The 18,634-nt window shown below is 40.4% G+C and carries 15 protein-coding genes; 6 read left to right on the forward strand and 9 right to left on the reverse strand.

From position 1 onward, the window contains the following. Nucleotides 1-12: 12 nt before the first annotated feature. Entirely contained in the window at nt 13-558 is a 546-nt protein-coding gene (locus PHT93_RS03855) for a hypothetical protein (protein WP_300239692.1), read from the forward strand. After that, nucleotides 539-1,090 carry a PepSY-associated TM helix domain-containing protein gene (locus tag PHT93_RS03860; protein ID WP_300239694.1) on the forward strand — a complete coding sequence of 184 codons (552 nt, stop codon included), beginning with the start codon at nt 539-541 and terminating at the stop codon, nt 1,088-1,090. The genes PHT93_RS03855 and PHT93_RS03860 overlap by 20 nt, the downstream gene beginning before the upstream one ends. Before the next feature lie 39 nt (nt 1,091-1,129). On the opposite strand, the gene PHT93_RS03865 is transcribed toward PHT93_RS03860, so the two are convergent. The 8 genes from PHT93_RS03865 to PHT93_RS03900 form a co-directional block, all read right to left on the reverse strand. Beyond that, on the reverse strand, nt 1,130-2,755 hold the full coding sequence (locus tag PHT93_RS03865) for a DUF6850 family outer membrane beta-barrel protein (RefSeq protein ID WP_300239696.1): 1,626 nt from the start codon (nt 2,753-2,755) through the stop codon (nt 1,130-1,132). A 12-nt stretch (nt 2,756-2,767) separates the two neighbouring features. Beyond that, on the reverse strand, nt 2,768-4,084 hold the full coding sequence (locus tag PHT93_RS03870; RefSeq protein WP_300239699.1) for a DUF4876 domain-containing protein: 1,317 nt from the start codon (nt 4,082-4,084) through the stop codon (nt 2,768-2,770). Between the two features lie 11 nt (nt 4,085-4,095). Continuing rightward, the gene (locus PHT93_RS03875; RefSeq protein ID WP_300239701.1) at nt 4,096-7,095 is read right to left on the reverse strand and encodes a TonB-dependent receptor; all 3,000 of its coding nucleotides are present in this window, start codon (nt 7,093-7,095) and stop codon (nt 4,096-4,098) included. Nucleotides 7,096-7,242: 147 nt separating this feature from the next. Beyond that, on the reverse strand, nt 7,243-9,645 hold the full coding sequence (locus PHT93_RS03880; RefSeq protein ID WP_300239703.1) for a TonB-dependent receptor: 2,403 nt from the start codon (nt 9,643-9,645) through the stop codon (nt 7,243-7,245). Nucleotides 9,646-9,733: 88 nt separating this feature from the next. Continuing rightward, a complete protein-coding gene (locus tag PHT93_RS03885) occupies nt 9,734-10,108 on the reverse strand; it encodes a hypothetical protein (RefSeq protein WP_300239705.1) in 375 nt (124 codons plus the stop codon). Continuing rightward, nucleotides 10,105-10,554, reverse strand: coding sequence for a hypothetical protein (locus tag PHT93_RS03890; protein WP_300239707.1), 450 nt, complete (start codon nt 10,552-10,554; stop codon nt 10,105-10,107). The genes PHT93_RS03885 and PHT93_RS03890 overlap by 4 nt, the downstream gene beginning before the upstream one ends. Beyond that, nucleotides 10,551-11,810 carry an ABC transporter permease gene (locus PHT93_RS03895; protein ID WP_300239710.1) on the reverse strand — a complete coding sequence of 420 codons (1,260 nt, stop codon included), beginning with the start codon at nt 11,808-11,810 and terminating at the stop codon, nt 10,551-10,553. The genes PHT93_RS03890 and PHT93_RS03895 overlap by 4 nt, the downstream gene beginning before the upstream one ends. 2 nt (nt 11,811-11,812) lie before the next feature. Next, the gene (locus PHT93_RS03900) at nt 11,813-12,448 is read right to left on the reverse strand and encodes an ATP-binding cassette domain-containing protein (RefSeq protein WP_300239713.1); all 636 of its coding nucleotides are present in this window, start codon (nt 12,446-12,448) and stop codon (nt 11,813-11,815) included. A 145-nt stretch (nt 12,449-12,593) separates the two neighbouring features. Between PHT93_RS03900 and PHT93_RS03905 the strand changes: the two genes are divergently transcribed. The 3 genes from PHT93_RS03905 to PHT93_RS03915 all read left to right on the forward strand — a co-directional run bounded on the left by PHT93_RS03905 (nt 12,594) and on the right by PHT93_RS03915 (nt 15,709). After that, on the forward strand, nt 12,594-14,711 hold the full coding sequence (locus PHT93_RS03905) for a TonB-dependent receptor (RefSeq protein WP_300239716.1): 2,118 nt from the start codon (nt 12,594-12,596) through the stop codon (nt 14,709-14,711). Between the two features lie 66 nt (nt 14,712-14,777). Then, nucleotides 14,778-15,221 carry a DUF4625 domain-containing protein gene (locus PHT93_RS03910; protein WP_300239719.1) on the forward strand — a complete coding sequence of 148 codons (444 nt, stop codon included), beginning with the start codon at nt 14,778-14,780 and terminating at the stop codon, nt 15,219-15,221. Between the two features lie 14 nt (nt 15,222-15,235). Then, nucleotides 15,236-15,709: a DUF4625 domain-containing protein gene (locus PHT93_RS03915; RefSeq protein WP_300239722.1), complete on the forward strand. Its 474-nt coding sequence runs from the start codon at nt 15,236-15,238 to the stop codon at nt 15,707-15,709. 5 nt (nt 15,710-15,714) lie between these two features. Here the strand turns inward: PHT93_RS03915 and PHT93_RS03920 are convergent, their stop codons facing one another. After that, entirely contained in the window at nt 15,715-16,128 is a 414-nt protein-coding gene (locus tag PHT93_RS03920; protein WP_300239724.1) for a transcriptional repressor, read from the reverse strand. A gap of 100 nt (nt 16,129-16,228) precedes the next feature. On the opposite strand from PHT93_RS03920, the gene PHT93_RS03925 reads away from it, so the two are divergent. Next, complete coding sequence (locus tag PHT93_RS03925; RefSeq protein ID WP_300239727.1) at nt 16,229-17,995, forward strand: glycoside hydrolase domain-containing protein; 1,767 nt, start codon at nt 16,229-16,231, stop codon at nt 17,993-17,995. Nucleotides 17,996-18,634: the final 639 nt, after the last annotated feature.

Consider the following 18,634-nt stretch of genomic DNA (forward strand, 5'->3'; position numbering starts at 1 on the left):
ATTTATAGACTAATGAAAAAGATTGTATTATTTGCCGCTCTTGTAATAGGACTTGTAAGTTGCGGAAACAAAAGTCAGGAACAACAGGCAACTACTGCAGAAGTAAAATCAGAAGTAGCCTCAACGTCTAAAGTGTATGAAGTAAACGATCTGTTAAGTCATGCAGAAAACCTGATTGATAAAACGGTAAAAGTACGCGGGTTCGTGACACATACCTGCAAACATTCCGGAAAAAGATGTTTCATTACGAGTGAGGATCAGAAAGCATCTATCCGTGTAGAAGCAGGCGGTGAAATCGGAGGTTTTAACCGTGAATTAACCGGTTCCGAATTAGAAATTACGGGAATTGTTAAAGAACGTCGTCTTTCTCAGGAATACATCGCTCAATACGAAAAGGATGTAAATGAGAAGAAAGCCAAAGAAGACGGATCTGCCGAATCATGCGAAGCCGAGTTGAGCAATATTCAGGAAATGAAAGATTGGATGAAGACAAATGATAAGAATTATTATTCAATCTATTACATGGACGGTATGAATTATGACGTGGTTGAAGAGTAACAAAGTCAGTAAATGGCTGCGTATTCTGCACCGCGATCTGGGATTCCTGATGGTTGGTGTCTGTCTTGTTTATGCCGTTTCGGGTATTCTCCTGAATCACATGAACGGTAAAGACCCTGCTTTCAAAACAATTGAAGCAGAGATACAAGCACCGGCGGGATTATCGAATGAAGAGTTAACCCAGTTTTGGGCAGACCGACAAGACGTTCCACGCCTAAAACGAATATTACCGATCGATGAAACCTTTTCACGATTGATGTTGGTCGGTGGTATTGGGGTATATAATTCGAAAACAGGGGCGATTGATTATGAACAGCACAAGAAGAATGCACTGATTTATTGGATAAACAAGCTCCATTATAATCAGGTAAAAGGCTGGAGTATTATGGCCGATTTCTTTGCCGTATCATTGATCTTCTTTGCGATCTCGGGATTATTTATCGTAAAAGGCAAAAAGGGATTGGCCGGTTCAGGAAAATGGTACTTATTGATCGGATTATTAATCCCGATACTCTATGTCGCCTTGGCTTAAATAATCAAGAACGAACGATAAGAAAAACAGGCTGTGGTTTTAAAAACTACAGCCTATTTTTATTTCTATCTGTTGAGCGGTCTTTCCTTCGATATAAGAAAGTTCTTGTGCAGAGGTAAGGTGATAGTTCAAAGCAGCAAAGCCTTGAATGCCATTCTCAAATATGCGGGAATAACGGACTCCTAATAGTCCTCCGAAACGGGAAGCTGTGAGATATTCAAATTCATGATAAAGCAGTTTATCCATACTCACCGGCGTTTCTTGTTTATCGGACGGCGTAGCGTAAACTCCGTCCTTTTTTGCCGTACCTCCTCCGGAACCGTAGTTTAAGCCTAGAGAAAGGCTATACCGGTTTTTGTTTTTCACCAGATTTTTAGTCGCACAAACATACGTCGTATATTGATAGATGTCTTGCTTGCGGAAAAAAGGATAAATCGAAGTGGTCTGTTCGCGACTAAAATAATCCGCTCCGGCTGTTAATTCCCAAACCGGATTGTCATTCTCAATACTCAGATAAGCCGTATAGTCGATTCCGGCAGTCAGTACATCCCGTTTCATCATCTCTGACCTACCGTGATATATGACCTGAGTACTTCCTCCCTGCTCGGTTTCATACTTAAAGATTTTCTCAAAGTTATTGAGCGACTCAGACTCTATCTGCGCGGATAGTATATGCTTATTCTTAGCTTGCCTGAAAAGAAGCGTTCCTTTATAGCCACTTACATCACCTTCATGTTCCGAATAAGTAACAGAGGTATTGCCTCTTTTTCCATAATACCCGGAACGGGATTTATAAGACAATTCATTAAAAAGAGAGAGATTTTCGTTAAACGTAAGCGCTATCTGCATATCTCCTCCGGTAAAATTATTCACCATCGGTTTTTCACTGTTTTGTTCTGCATAACCTGAAGAAGTGCTGAGCACCTCAGAACGACCATAAAAAGAACCGAAACCGACCAACGTATAGAATGGTAGTTCAGAGCCGACATAGGTGTTGAATGTAATACCTTCTACACTTCGCCGATAAGCTGCATTAACTCCAACGGTAAGAAAATCCGAAAATTTATAACGAAGTCCAACTGTCGCCAACATATCCAATAATGTATTCTTATGGCGTACATCCCGGTGTTTGGCAAAATTTTCAGCAAGATAATCTAATTTCCCGCCAAGAGTCAGCCTTTCCGTGAAAGCAACACTTATTGCTCCCGCAAGATGATAACTTTCCCTTTTCTTGTTTCCTCTCGAACTACTGTCGGCCAGTTCCACAAGCTGGAAAGGATTATAATCGGGATTGATAAAGGCCGTTCCTCCCATGTTCTTCCCTTCAGAAACTGCATAATTCATTTTTCCATAGAGAACAATACGTGGATTAAGTCGATAAAACGATTCAATTTCTGCGCCCAGACGATATAAGTTGTCGGATTGATAATAGTTCACGAATTTTCCATTCTCCTTATCGAAAAATAGTTCAACGTTGGAAATCTTATCGACAGACAAATCCTTCAGTCCCGAAGCATTTTCACTTGTAAGCCAGGCGTTGGATTGACGGACAAAATCGATATCCTTCCATCCCCTTTCATCCGTCTGCGCCTTTAATACGGAAGAACAAATAGTTCCTCCGCATAGTAGTCCTATGAATAGTCTGTTTTGAATCGTTCTACGCATAACAGATCGTCCTTATTCTTTGATAGATGCTTGTTTGCGTTCGTGGAAATCAGCTGTTGAGTTATTGGTGTCCTGATAAATAATCACAGCCCCGTTCTTGATAGAAGCTTCCGCATCGATACCACTTGGATCATCAGCATAGCCCAACACTAATTTATCTTCATTTCCGGCAATCGCTTTTGTCATCTCTGCATCTACATTACGATAAGCGGTATATCCACTTGCCTTAGTTATTTCTACAGCACCCGCATCTGATACAGCCGTAAATCGTTTAAGATTTTTCGCATTATCTTTTTCAAAAACTTCAAGAGCATCCAATATCCATTCGTTTTTTACTTTTTTACGTTTCTGGCTGTTGCTTCCTCCGTAATAATCCATATTAGACGCATCAGCGACAAATTCAGCCAATGTTTGTCCCTTTGGTGAGAAAAGGAAAAAGGCCGGAGAAACGGAACTCAAAGGCCAAGCATTGCCTGTTCCGTAGTGGTATGCCTTCAGATAATGGGAAGTCGGAATATTTTCTGATGGTGCCGGATAGTAAGTCGTGTTGGGATAGACTTCAATATCGTAAGTGCAATAATATTCAGCTTTAGCCAAATTTACAGAAGTAGGATAAGTCGGCGTATGATCAGTGGCATTATTCAATGCGATGACCATCTGTTTACCTGCTTCAATTGTTGTCCCTTCCTGGAAATACCAGATACCTGTTCCTGCAGGAGTCCAGCCTTCTCCATCGTAAAGAAGTTTGTCATCTACATAATCTTTGTTTGTCCCTCCTGAATTATACGGTAATATCATAGCAAGAGCAATATTATCTAAGCTAAGATTCTCAGCCGAATTATTATACAGGATTACGTATTTATCAAAATGATATGTCTTAGGCTTGCCATCGCTTTCATTTGTATAACTGATTCCTCCTGTATATAATTCTTTAATCACTAATTGGGATGTTTTCGACTCAACCAAAGACACTCTTCCGACATAAGTAATGTCATCGCCTGTATCTCCGACAGAAATATCACTTTTATTGCCGTTATACATGGTTACAGAGAAGTCATCTCCTGTACGTCTATCCGAAACTGTTGCCTGATAAAGACCGGCAGGAACTGTAAAGGAGGCTATACCGTCTGCATTCGTTTTACCATCATAAGTTATCGCTTTTGCATCCGTCAATACTACCGGTACATCGGCAATTGCACTTACCCCATCCGGATAAGTCAACTCTACATTCAGTGAATAAGTTTTATACACATCGTCTTTATCATCGTCGCTACAAGCAAATAGCATTGGTAATAAAGCAAACATTACTAAATAAAAATACGTTTTCATCTTAATCTGTTTTATAATTTAATTCTTAATGATAATCCATAATAAAATTTCGGAATTGAACCCGAACCATATAATGAAATGACTGATTCGTTTTGTGAATATTTCACACGCGCCGTTGTATTCGTAAAGTTACGTGCCTCAAAAGAGAGGGACGCGATCTTTCCGAGTTCTTTCGTCACACTGATATTCGCCGTTACATAGGGCGATAGCGTATTCTTGTTGAATGAATAATTGTAAGATGTTTTCGATACCAAACGGGCTAACTCATTGAACAATGCGGGATCATTCTCTTTGGCATTCAGGAAAGCCTCCCGAAAGAGTATTTTAGTGGATGGGTCTTGAATTGTAGAATAATAGAGAGGATAGGTGCCTATTGGTTGATCGCCGGCATAAATATCCCCATCGGTTGCTCCGGGAACATAAGAATCCCGATTCTCCAACACAAAGCTCCGATTACCGCCACTATATTCGCTGAGATACCTTGAACAGTTATACAGTGACGCCTCTATGCGCATAGAAACGATCAAACGAACTTTAGGAATATGCGTCGTGATCGTCAGATTACTGTTTAATTGTTTGGTAAGCTGGCCGTTCCAGGAAGAATTTCCTCCAATATAATAACCAACATATTTGTAAAAATTACCGTCTGTAGTAAGCTGCGTACTGGGGCTATACTCGGTTAGTGTCTCATCGACTCCTTTGTAGTAATAATAGCTTCCATCCCAACGGAATGATGTGTTAAGGGCTGGAATTTTATCGAAATCAACGATCCATTCCAAGCCTTTCCTGCTAACGTCTGATGCGTTGGCAGATGAATAAGTGGCTTTATAGAGGAGACGTGTTTTATAATCCAACTGTTGTGCCGGAAAAACTCCGGATTTATCAGAAACAGTAACAATACCTGTCGTTTTATCAATTGTAAACAGTCTGTCTTCCGATGGAATAGGCACATTATTCAGCGATGTCTGGTCTGTTAAATTGTAGGTGTAAGGAGAGTAAGAAGAGGTTTGTTTGTATGGATTCTTCGTTTTGTTATAAAAAGCTGTAACAGAAATACGCGCCATACCCAAACGTGCTTCCACGCCTATTTCGGTTAGGTTGCTGCTTTGCCATTTTAAATCAGGATTATAAAGTAACGAAACCGGATAAATATGATAACCGTAATAAGCCGTACCATCACTCATGCTGGTAGAAGCAAAAGCAAGACGGTCACTATAAGACGGTGTTGGATTGAGTACGGCTATAGAAGGCAGCTTAACGGATTTTCCCCATCCTGCCCGTATTGTCAGTTTCTTTAATAGTCCTTCTTGTCTATCCCAGAAGGTATATTTTGCATTGAAACGAGGTGAAAAGCTGGATACGGTTCCATATGCTGATCGGCTGATCGAGGTGATATCCGTACGTAAACCGGCAACTATTTGTAATTTGGAGGCCTTGATGGGAATATCTATCTTTTCTTCCACAAACAACGCCGTACTTTTCATGCCGGGTTGATCGCTGTATTTGTATTCCCGCCAGGTCGGGACATAATAGGTGTATTTTTCATCAGTCGGCGTGTCGTAATAAATGCCTTTTCCTGTATTATTCGTATAAGAAAATTCACCCCCAAAAAGGAAATTACTTACTATCTTATCGAAACGACGAGACCAATTTGCTTTCAGCTTAACAGAATAATCTCTCGGCTTATCGTCGGTTATTTTTTTCTCATACCAATGACCTCTCGGAATCAGACCGATCAACGCATCGGGATTGTCTTCTAATTGCTCGGCCATATAATATCCTTCTTCCATTCCGTGAATAGAAACTGAACTCGATGAGAAAGATTCATACTCATTTTTGATTTCTTCGTTGTCAGATAAAGCGGCAGAAGTAGTCAGTTCTACATTCGTAATCCAGCTTTTATTTAATAGCCAGTTTAAGCCGAAGTCCATACGCAATCTATTCGCTTTCTCCTCAAGATAAGTGTTGGAATAGGCATCGGGATCAGCTTTGGAATCATATCCGCCAATATTTCCGGAAACTCCAGCTGTTATTTTAATCGGGCGACTGGATGTTTTATTGAATGTATTATTATAGCGGAGTGTTATCCCGTTGCGATCATACGATGTATAAGGCGAAGCAAGATCGGACACAGAAGATGTACGTTCCAAGCTAAGGTTCATGACACCGCCATCTCTTCCGAGTGCGAATCCTTTATTCAATGCATATTGTTTGGTGTGCGGCTTAGAAGCAAACTCTACGTTTAAGGGCGTTTTCCCTTCTTTTGTTTTTACTTTCACCATACCATTTGTCAAGTCGCCATGTTCAACAGACGGCACACCGGTTACTACTTCAATAGATTCGATATTTGTTGAGCTTATACTGCGTACATCTGTTCCGTAAGCCAAACGCGAAGATATAGACGATGTTTCATTGAATGCTCTGACTGAGTTACTGGATATTCGTACGCCATCTACTTCGATTGCCGTTCCGAAACGATTATTATCAAGCTCGCTTGACGTATTTGAACGTAATTCAATCTCTTGTGGCGAATTTATCGCCAAATGTACTGCGGTGTTTGTTTTTCCTCCCGGAAGCAGACTTGTTATATCTGAAAGACTTTGCGTCTGTATGTGATCAAGAGCCGTACGGTCAATTGTATAAGAAGAGGTTACTGCTTCTGTTTTCTCTCGGGCTGTTACGACTACTTCGCCTAAGCTCAGGTTATTTTCTTTAAGAGCAAAAACAATATTATTAAGATCAGAATGAATATCTAATTCAAAATCAGTTTTCATATACCCTAAGCAGGATACCGAAATCACAACTTTACCGGTAGGAACATTCTTAATGGTAAATAAACCATTAACGTCTGCTGTAGCCCATAATTGTTGTTCAGATAATATCAGAGTGGCAAACTCTATCGGCGTTTGCTTTTCACTATCGACAATTTTTCCGGTCAGGGAATAATGTTGCGCGAAAGCGTGCAAAACAAGAAAACAAACAAGAAGTATAATTAGTATAAATTTTCTCATTTTGAGAATATTATTAGCAATGCAAAGGTCGCAAACATCAAGAGGTTACACAATACCAACAGATTGGTATGTACAAAACGGGACAGATACCTATATGTAGGTATTTATCCCGTTTTACACATTAATTGACTAAAAAAAACCTTGCTCCTACAACAAGTTACCGATTTTAACACCGATAAATAAGGTACGCGGTAAGCCGGGTCCATAGACATAAGCCGGGTCTCGATCTATACCTTTGTCAAAATCATTCTGGAATGAGTTGAAAAGATTTTTCACACCTCCATACCATTGCATCGTTACTCCTTTTCCTACCGGCATATTATAATGCAGTTTTAAGCCGGCATCAAAAAAAGCATCTGATCTACGAAGCTCTCCGGCATCACGAAGTTCTCCTTCAGGAAGTTCCGCGCCAAAATAAGGGACTAACATTTTTCCGGTATAGTTCCCGGTTACAGACAATCCGAATTTACGCGAAAAAGTCCAGTCTGCAGTAAAGAAACCGTAAGTCTCCGGAGTACGGAAAAATTTCTTCTCATTGAAATTTTCATCTCCCTCTTTGTATCTGCTTGATTGAGCCGTGAAACCAAGGTTAAAAAATAGTTTGTGCGTAGGATAGAGTTTTAACTCTACGTTGACGCCTTGTACTGTTGCTCCGTTTTTAGAGTTAACACGCGTGTAAATTACTGTCCCGTTTTCATCCGGTTCACCTATTTCATTCCGGAACGGATTATGTAGCTTCGTATAAAACCCTTCCACTAAAATGCCCGTATTTACCGAACCGATCATATTATTATAGTCAAACGAAACCGTATAGCTTGTACTATTCTCACGCTCCAGATCGGGGGCATTCTTATTAATCACCTGACGAGAGCCTGATGTCTCTATATGCAGGTCTTCATCAAAGATCTGAGGTGCGCGATATCCCCGTGATACGCCAATACGTGTTTGCAGATAAGGGGTAAGGTCATACATAATGCTTGCACGAGGAATAAAGACATTGCCTGATTTATCATTGCCCTCTGCCTGTTTATTGTCGATAGAATAATGTTCTATACGTGCGCCTGCCAGAAATTTTGCTCTGCCATATTTAATTTCATACTGAGCAAAAGCACCGGAAGTAAGTAATGATTGGTCTGAGACGACTGTATTCGGTATATGCGGAACAGAAATTATCTTTCCGTCTTCTATCTGTGCATTATCGTAATCAGGGTAGCCTAATTTCTTATCTTTCAGATAAGATCCTGTATGTTCTATACCTCCGATTAATGAAGAGATCCCTAAGATTGCTTTGTATTGAGCTCCAATATTGTAAGTTTTGTCTTTCGTATTTCCGTAATCACTCAAGGACTGATTTGCACCGTAGTACGAATCGCGGTTCAGATATTGTCCGGAGGCAAAAACAGAAAGGATATCGCTCTCCCTTAGATATTGTTCAAAAGTAAGATCCCCAACCAACATATCATGTCGTACTGCTTCAGCAACTTCTCGTTCATGTAGCGGACGATCCTGCATATTTCCTCCGTCACGACTCTCGCGGATATTGAAGAAGTTAAGACTTATCTTATTCCGGTAAGACGGACGATGGAATAAACGCGTACCTATCACTGTATTTTTCATAGGTGCTATTTCAGAGAAATCATCCCCATTATGGTCATACATTTTGCGGTCACGCATATTTCCGAACACGGCAATCCCTGTTCTGTGGTCATCGGTAACCAATGACGCATTGAATGACGCATTATGATCTGCGGCTGGTCCATTAGATTCACTGATACCTATTCCGATAAGTGAAGCACTATAACCCGCTTCAAACGAATTGACAGTCGGGTCTTTTAATATTAGATTGACTGTCCCGGCTATAGCATTTGATCCATAGAGTACAGAACCTCCTCCACGAACCACTTCAATACGGTCGAGCATATTTGCGGGAATCAGTTCCAATCCGTAAACTCCGGCAAGCCCGCTAAAAATGGGACGGCTATTAATCAGGATTTGTGAATACGGCCCTTCCAGTCCATTCATACGAATCTGCGAGAATCCACAATTCTGACAATCATTTTCATAACGTAAGCCTGTACAATAATTCAACCCTTCTCCCAAAACAGTAGATTGAGTCGTTGTCAGACTTTTCGAATTAATCGTATTTACAATCACGGGGGCTTCTATTCGTTTCTGAACAGTACGTCCGGCTGTCACCACCACTTCATTAAGATTAAGAGCATCCTCTTCAAGAATAAAATTAACTTCGATTGTTTTATTCTTCTTAACCTCGACTGTTTTTTCAACAGGCACGTATCCAAGACTGGTTGCAATGATTGTAAATTTTCCTTCAGGCAAATTTTTCAGAACAAAATGACCGGTTGCATCGGTTGTTGTTCCAATGGTGGTGTTTTTAAGTACAATATTAATATACGGAAGATGTTCTCCACTTTTTTTATCGGTCACATGGCCAAATATATTTGCATCTGTCGGCACAACAGGAGTTGTATCGTCTGCTTTTAATCCATATGAAAAAAGCAGACAAAGTATAATAAAGAAATATGATCTCATATTTGAATTATAATTTGTTATACGAATAGATATAGCTATCCTACCGGACATACCATATCCTTGAATTTTGTTTTAGTTTAAATAAGAATTAAAGAATAGAAAAGACAGGAGGAGAACGTAAATTGAATAGTTTCTTATAGTTACCTAATGAAACCGCATTGGCAACATGTACGTAGGGATTACGATATAAAACAACACTCAGAATGCCCATCAGAGCAGACAGGACAATTGCTGTTGTAGTGAAATTAGACAATCCTGCAATGAGTATTATCTCTACATTCGTATGTGTATGATTGGGGTTGCCATTACAGTCCTTCTTATATGGATGGGAGTGAACAAGTATTTCATGACCATACCTATGGACATGAGGGAAAAATGTTATCCCTGTATAGTAAAATACAAAGATGCTCAGGAATAAAATTCCTGAACCGATTCTTCTCAAATGACTGTGTACAACTTTCATTTCAAGACTTTCACAAGTTCTGCATCTTCCAACATATACATCAAGTGTTCGTTATAGTTCATATTTAATACAAAACGACCTTTTAATTCAATGTATTTATCCGTTTTAATCCGCTTCAGGTCTGTGTGCCCTTTCTTAACGATAATTTCCATCACCGTTTCAATCCCTCCCATACTGCAAAAGAAACACATGGAAGAGGGAGTTGCAGAAAGTGCAAAGTATTTCCCTTCAGCATCAATCGGCACATAGAATCCCTGTATAGTAATTTCTTGTTTATTCAGTTTTTTGATAGTCTTACTATGTTGGGGAATATCATAATAAAACTGATTCGTCGGATCATAGGCTGTTTTCCATTTTATTTCTGCCAGTTGCTGCCAGGTAACCGGTTGCTGCGCCTGAAGCGCAATAACAATAAATAAAAATAAAAGTACGAAGCGCGTTTTCATTCGCTTAATGTTTTAGATATATCCGTCTTCATTGCTTTTAATGCCGGTATAAATGCAGCCAAAATACCGATTAAGAGCGACAAAGATAATAAATATATGTCCCATAGGCTTATCCATTGACTTAAATCGTAATGGAAATTATTTTCCGCATAGATTGAAAGTAGCCACATCCCCGTGCGGCTGAATAGAAATCCGCCCAGATATCCGATCACTGCATAGCTTATACCCTCAATAATAACCATGGAGAATAACCGCAATGAACTTCCCCCCATTACCCGCATCAACGCCAGTTCATATTTGCGCTCTTTCAATGAATTAAGCAGAGAAATAAAGATGCTGAAAGCGGATATAAGGATAATGAAAAGAGCGATCAGATTCAGTGTTTCGATGCCTACGCCAAGTAAGGAATAGAGGCGGTTAATTTCCTGTGCGGGTGAGGCAGCCTGCATATTGGTTGATTGGTTAATCATACGAGGTAAGGTAATTGCGCCCATCGGGTTTTTATAAGAAATAAGCAGGGAGGTGATTTCTCTGTCTGCCTCGTGATCGTGTTCGTGATCATGTTCTTCAGAGTCATGATGATGGCCTGCTTCATGTTCATGATCGTGCTCTTCGGATTCACCGTGATCATGTTCGTGATGGCTATGTATTTCCCAGACGCTTTCTATGCTTGTGAGGACTAATTGATCCAAAACCGTCCCTGTTTCTGAAAGAATGCCGGTTACTCTGTATTTGTTATCATCGTGTGAATGCCCGGCTCCTTCTATCAGTCCGTGTACTCCGGCAAAGGTATCGTTTATTTGTAGTCCTGTCTGTCGGGCTACTTTCGCTCCGATAACGGCATCGAATGCTTTGTTCCATAATCTGCCTTCACTCAGCTCTCCATTGTAATGTTTCACGTATTCTTCGGTGGTTCCTACAATACGATAACCTTCGTAATTATCTCCGAATGCCTGCGGAATTGCCTCCTTAATCAGTGGATTCCCGGATAGTTTCAACGCTTCTTTATAGGAAATGTTTCCTGTGGGATAATCCACATGATATATACCGGAGAGGATAAGTTGCAAAGGACTACCTTTAGCCCCGACTACCAAATCAACCCCTTTCGCATTGCGTTCCATCTGTTCTTCAAAGCCATCTCTCAGCAAAAGCAATAGAGAGATAATCGCAATGCCGGAAGTAAATAATAAAATATTAAGTATCGAAGAGAGTGGCTTCGATTTGATCTGTTTGAATGCTAACTGAAATAAATTCATACTTATAATGTAATGATGTTTTGGAAATGACCTAAGAGACGTTTGTCATGCGTTACAATAATAAGACTTGCACCGGTAATTTCGGCTTGCGACTTTAAGAGTTTGAGCGACTCTTCACAATTATTGTCATCCAGACTTGATGTGGGTTCGTCTGCCAGAATTAATACGGGATTATTGATCATTGCACGGGCGATAGATAATCTTTGTTTTTCGCCTTCACTAAGTCGGTTCACTCTTTCATCACATTTATCTGCCAGATTTAGTCGTTGCAATATATCTTTTATTGTTTGGTCGGAAATCGTTTTATGGTTCAGGTAAGGCACTAAACGAATATTATCAATTACAGAAAGGGCTTGTACGAAATGAGGCTTTTGAAAGACCACTCCGATTTCTTTTCCTCTGTATTTATCCAAAAGACTTTCGTGCAATTTCGTAATATCTGTTCCGGCTATCGTGACCGAACCGGAAGATGGATTCAGTAATCCGGCCAACAAATGCAGCAATGTCGTTTTTCCGCAACCTGAAGGCCCCATGATAAGCAGGTGTCTCCCCTTTTCACAATCGATGTCAGGAAAATCAAAACTTGTACCATTTTCGTATGAAAAAATCAGTCCTCTTGTAACAAGTACATACTCCATAAGAATAAAGTTTTGGGCAAATATAAAGAATTATATAATGCAGCAGTGTTGCATTTACAAAAATGTTGCTACATTTGCATATTCTTTTATCAAAGAATCCAAACAAACACGAAGTGGTTTGTAGTACTCAAAGCTAAAAAAACAGATGAAATATATTTTACTCCTTCTGGTCTGTACTTGTTTTTTTGCTCCCTCTTTCGCCCAACAGGTGCAAGACAGCATACAGTTAAATGAAGTTGTTGTAAAAGGTAGTAGTCAATCTGCTATCCGTATGCGAAACTCATTAAATGTTACACAGGTGAATCGTTCCTTTATGCGAGAGAATTTGTCGGGAAGTTTAATGCAGACATTGGAACATATTCCCGGTGTCAAGGCCATGTCTATTGGCTCGGGACAATCCAAACCGACCATTCGGGGGATGGGATTTAACCGTTTGGTTGTGGCTGAAAATGGAATCAAGCATGAAGGTCAACAATGGGGAGAAGATCACGGATTGGAGATTAATCAGTTTGCGGTTGACGGAGTAGAGGTAATAAAGGGGCCGGCATCGTTAATGTATGGCTCAGATGCAATCGGAGGAGTAATAAACCTGAAAAACAACTCCTTGCCGATCGAGCGTTTGGAAGGTGAAGTCGAACTTTTTACCCGTACGAACAATGAGTCCATCGGAATATCAGCCAATTTGCAAGGACGCGAAAAGCATTTCTTTTATCGGGCTAATCTAACGTGGATAGACTATGGAGATTACAAAGTGCCGGCAGATAGTATTCAGTATTATTCTTATTATTTCCGACTGAAGGATAAACGACTGCGTAATACGGCCGGGAAAGAGCGAAACGGAAGTATCACTCTTGGATGGCAGGGTGAGAAATACCGGACTGCTTTCTACATAGATAATGTTTATGCCAAAAGTGGTTTTTTTGCCAATGCACATGGATTGGAAATACGAGTATCAGATATTGATTATGATCATTCCTCGCGTGATGTGGATCTGCCGTATCATGACGTAAACCATTTTAAAGTGGCCAATCTTACCACCGTTTATCTTGGCAATAGTCGTTTGGAGGGGAGATTTGCCTATCAGAATAATTTAAGGAAAGAGTTTGCCGAAGCGGTATCGCATGGCTATATGCCGATTCCTCCGGATAATCTGGAGCGAAAGTTTGATAAGGATACCTACTCCAGCGCTGTGGATCTACATTTTTCTCCGGCAGAAGCTCATGAGGCTACTGTGGGTATAAGCGGGGAACATCAGGATAATCGCAGAGCGGGTTGGGGTTTTATTATTCCGGATTTTCGCACGTCCTCTTTTGGTTTATTTGCGTATGACCGATTTCATCTGACAGAAAAATTGATTTTAAGCGCCGGCCTTCGGTTTGATCGTACTACAGTAAAGACCGAAGCATACAATGACTGGTTCAAAACACCTGTTGAAAGCGAAGATTCACTTTATAAGAAGAGGTCGTTAGCCTTGAACCGCTCGTTCAATAGTCTGACTTGGTCTGCCGGTCTGAATTACACTTCAGGTTATTGGTCGTTCAAGGGAAATATAGGTAAAAGCTACCGCGCACCTATTGCAAAGGAGCTAAGTTCAGACGGGATCAATTATCATATCTTTCGCTATGAAAAAGGAGAAAGCACGCTTTCATCGGAGGAATCTTATCAAATTGACGCCGGGGTGAACTGGGATAACGGACGTATTGCTCTTCTTTTGGAGCCTTATCTGAATTATTTCCCTAATTATATCTATCTCAGTCCTACTCCGGATTATTATGAAGGTTTGCAAATGTATCAATACGTGCAGAACCGTGTGATCCGCTATGGGTTTGAAGGAACAGCAAATTATAAACTGACAAACGAGATAGAAGCCGGGGTGACTACGGAATATTTGTACGCCTCGCAACGTTCGGGTGATAAGAAGGGATACGGGCTACCTTTCTCTCCGCCTTGGAGTACTACATTTTCACTGAAATATATGCCGGATAAGCTCGGCATCGGCAAGAACAGGTATATTTCCATGGATTATAAGGTAGTCGGCAAACAGAACCGAATCGTTCCGCCAGAGAAAACAACATCGGGTTATCAGGTTCTTAGTGCAGCAGTCGGATGTGACTTTACGCTGGGAAAACAACTGATGCAGGTCAATTTTCAGGGGCAAAATCTGCTCAACAAAAGATATTACGATCATACGGGATATTATCGGTTGATCGAAGTTCCCGAACCGGGGCGCAGTTTTACGTTATTAATAGGTATGAAATTTTGAGATCTCAATTATATAATCAATTCAAATGTATCAACCGGGCAATATGCCCATAACTCTGTTAAAATTATGAATAGAAAAATAAGTTTAGGAGTAACGATCCTTTTAGGTCTTTGCCTTAGTTTCTTCACCTCGTGCGATGACGACAACGACGACCCGTCTAAACCGGAGATTACTCTTGAAGAAGTAGGACATGAAAACAGCAAAGCCGTTGCACCCGGATCTGATTTGCACTTGGAGGCAATAATCACAGCGGAAGGAATAATAAAGCAAATTGACGTAGAGATTCACCAGGAAGACGGAAGCTATGAAATCGAAGAATCTTATACCGACAGTAAATATGTCGGCGTAAAGAACGTAACATTCCATGAACATATAGATATTCCTGCAGATGCACCTGAAGGAGATTATCATCTGCACCTGACAGTAACCGATGAAATGGGACAAACATCAACCGCAGAAGCAGAGCTTTCTGTAAATGCAGAAGCGGAACATAGTGATCACGAACATTAATAATCAAAAAAAGTATGAATAGAATCGTACTATCAGTCGTTACCGCGCTCCTCCTTTTAGGTGGTTGCGGTAGCGATAATGACGATCAGGTCAGTAAACCTGCTATCGACATGGACTATGCAGAAGCATTTCCCAAGAACTGTGTAACGGTATATAGAGGAGAGAGTTTTGAGTTTAAGGCCATATTCAGTGATGAACAGGAGTTAGGCAATTACAATCTGGAGATTCATAATAATTTCGACCATCATTCGCACAGTACTGATGATGTTGCCTGCGATTTGGAAGACAAAAAATCTCCCGTAAATGCGTTTGTTTATAACAAAAGCTTCTCCATTCCTTCGGGACAAACCAAGTATAATGCCTCAGCAACGATTGAAATTCCTGCAGACATAGATACAGGTGATTACCACTTTATGATTCGCGTAACGAATCAGGCTGCCTGGCAGGAAATAAAGGGTATCAGTATAAAAATAAGTGACAGAAAATAATACGGCTATTTCTTCTTAAGGCACTTAGGGCAGACTCCTTCATACAAAACCTGTGTTTCATTTACCTTATAACCAGGAGGAAGGCTTGAAACATTCGATTTGACATCCGTATCTAAACATGTTACGTTATCGCATTCGGTACAATGAAAATGCGGATGCACTTCCGGGTAAAGAAGTTTGTCATTAAGTGCATACTTAACGGATGCGTCGTGTAATATTATGCGGTGAATTATTCCTTTTTCCTCCAGCGTCTTCAGCGAACGATAGAACGTAACACGGTCAAACAAGTCAGGCAACACCTCTTTGATCTCATGTTCGGAAAGAGCCACTCCTTTCGTCAGCAATTCGTTTACGATATGCTTCCGACATCCCGTGTTCTTGAGCCCATGCGCTTTTAATATGTGTTCTGCGTTTACCATAATCTCATTGTAAAACACAAAGATAGCAAGTATTTGCTTATTTTTCTCTTATATTTGCCGGAACAGACATGAAAACATGTATAACATTAAATATCTAATCATGAAAAAGACGCTTTTGTTCTGCGCTCTATTTGCTTTTAGCTATACCGTTGCCGCCCAGAATTCCAGAATTCTTATGGATGAGTTTACCGAACTGAAGGACACCAAACCGCATGATAGTGAAGAGGTCTGGACTAAACTTCCTTCTACTCCCCAGTTCAGTTGGGGCAGTACTGATATTCGTTATCCTAAGTTGTCTGTTCCTTCTGTCAGCAAAACGACTCGTTGGCAGGCTAAAGCATGGAAAGGGGAACGGGTAAATGCGCAGGCTGTTGTATGGAGTAATACGGATTTGAAAAATGCGGTTCTTACGGTTAGTGATCTTAAAAGTGGTTCGAACCTGATTCCGGCTTCTGAGGCGGAGGCTTCATTTGTGCGTTATGTTATGACAGATGAACTGAGCAAGGATGGTAAAACAGGATGTGGACATCGACCGAATAAGGCCGACTGGGATTCGTCTATGGTAGCCGACATATTGGATAATGTGAAGATATTAGATATTAATGCTTGCACTACGCAGCCGGTATGGGTAAATATCTGGATTCCTCAAGACGCTAAAGCCGGAAAATACACCGGTACGCTGACTGTCTCAGGTGCTAATTTTAAACCGTTGAGATTACAACTGAACGTGGAGGTTCTGAATCATACGCTACCTGCACCTGAAGACTGGAAGTTTCATGTGGATTTCTGGCAAAACCCATATTCTGTTGCCCGTTATTATGACGTGCCGCTATGGAGTCAGGAGCATTTTGATGCTATGCGCCCGATCATGAAGATGCTGGCCAATGCAGGGCAGAAAGTGATTACGGCAAGTATTATGCATAAGCCTTGGGCAGGACAAACGGAAGATCATTTTGATAGCATGGTTGCCAAGACCAAACATATAGACGGTTCCTGGTCGTATGATTATACGGTTTTCGACAAATGGGTTGAGTTCATGATGAATGAGATTGGTATCACAAAACAAATCAACTGCTACACACTAATTCCTTGGGCTTTAAGCTTCGATTATATTGATCAGGCAACAAACAGGGTATTATATGTAGAGGCAAAACCGGGTAGTGTTGTCTATGAAAATTATTGGGGTAATTTCCTGAAAGATTTTGCCCGCCACCTGAAAACAAAAGGCTGGTTCGACATTACGACCATTTCGATGGATGAACGGAAATTGGAAGATATGAAAGAAGCAATCAAGGTGATTAAAAAAGCCGATCCGGACTTTAAAATTGCTTTGGCCGGACTTTATCATGACGAAATCCAGGCCGACTTATATGATTATTGTGTTGCCTACGGCATTCCATTTCCTGAAGCCGTAAGAGAAGAGAGAGCCAAGAGCGGAAAAATCAGCACCGTTTACACCTGCTGTTCCGAACCGCTTCCTAACATTTTCACGTTTTCTCCTCCTGCAGAAGCATCCTGGACATTCTGGCATGCCGTAGCCGGTAATTACGACGGATTCCTCCGTTGGGCATGGAACAGTTGGACGATCGATCCGCTTCACGATAGTCGTTTCCGCACATGGGCAGCCGGCGACTGTTATCAGATTTATCCCGGACCACGCAGCAGTATTCGTTGGGAACGTGTAGTAGAAGGCATTCAGGATGCTGAAAAGATCCGTCTTCTTCGAAAAGAATTTCAGGAAAAAGGACAAAAGAGCAAATTAGACAAATTGAACAAAGCCGTTTCTTTGTTCGTTCACGAAAACCTAACACCGGAGAATGCCGATGAAATGGTCAATAACGGAAGGAAAATATTAAATTCATTCTGAAAGAAATAAGAAATCCATATTAATGCTGACAGCATATCCTTTGTTATAATAAATCAGTCATAGTGTTTTTTTAGAAAATACCGAATAGTTAAACTTTTGAAGCTCTTGGTTTGAAAAAATCAAAACGTTGGCAAATCTCCTGTTTTTATGTCGGATTGATACCGATCGCAAAAGAGGCTTTTTGGGCTGACTTCTCTAACAAAATAACGAAGTATGTGCCTGAAGAGCAGAATTCGGGAGACGTTGTTTAAATTGCATTATCCGGCATGTCCGTTTTTTTCAAGATTTGTAAAAAGAAAAAAAACCAAAATTGCGCTACTCTTTTTTGAAGATAAAGGATATATTTCGAAAGATAACCTTTATTTTTTGGAATACAACCTTTATTTTTTGGGTGAAAAAACGGTCTTTCTTTGTCATTATGGAATATTTATTGGTTTGAAACTATATAAACGAAAGAAAAATGAGGTTAAGTGCTTTTAAAGTGCGTAAGCAAAATGGTTAAAATAGTTTCTTTTTGTCTTGTATTCATGTGTTTCGCCAAACACCAAATCAGGTATAAAAAAATAGAGAATGCATTCAAAACAGATTCTAATATTTAAATTTGAGTCCACTGTGAAAAGTCTATCTTATCAGAAATCA

Origin of the sequence: Massilibacteroides sp. (genome assembly GCF_028705895.1) — a bacterium.
GTDB lineage: Bacteria > Bacteroidota > Bacteroidia > Bacteroidales > Tannerellaceae > Massilibacteroides.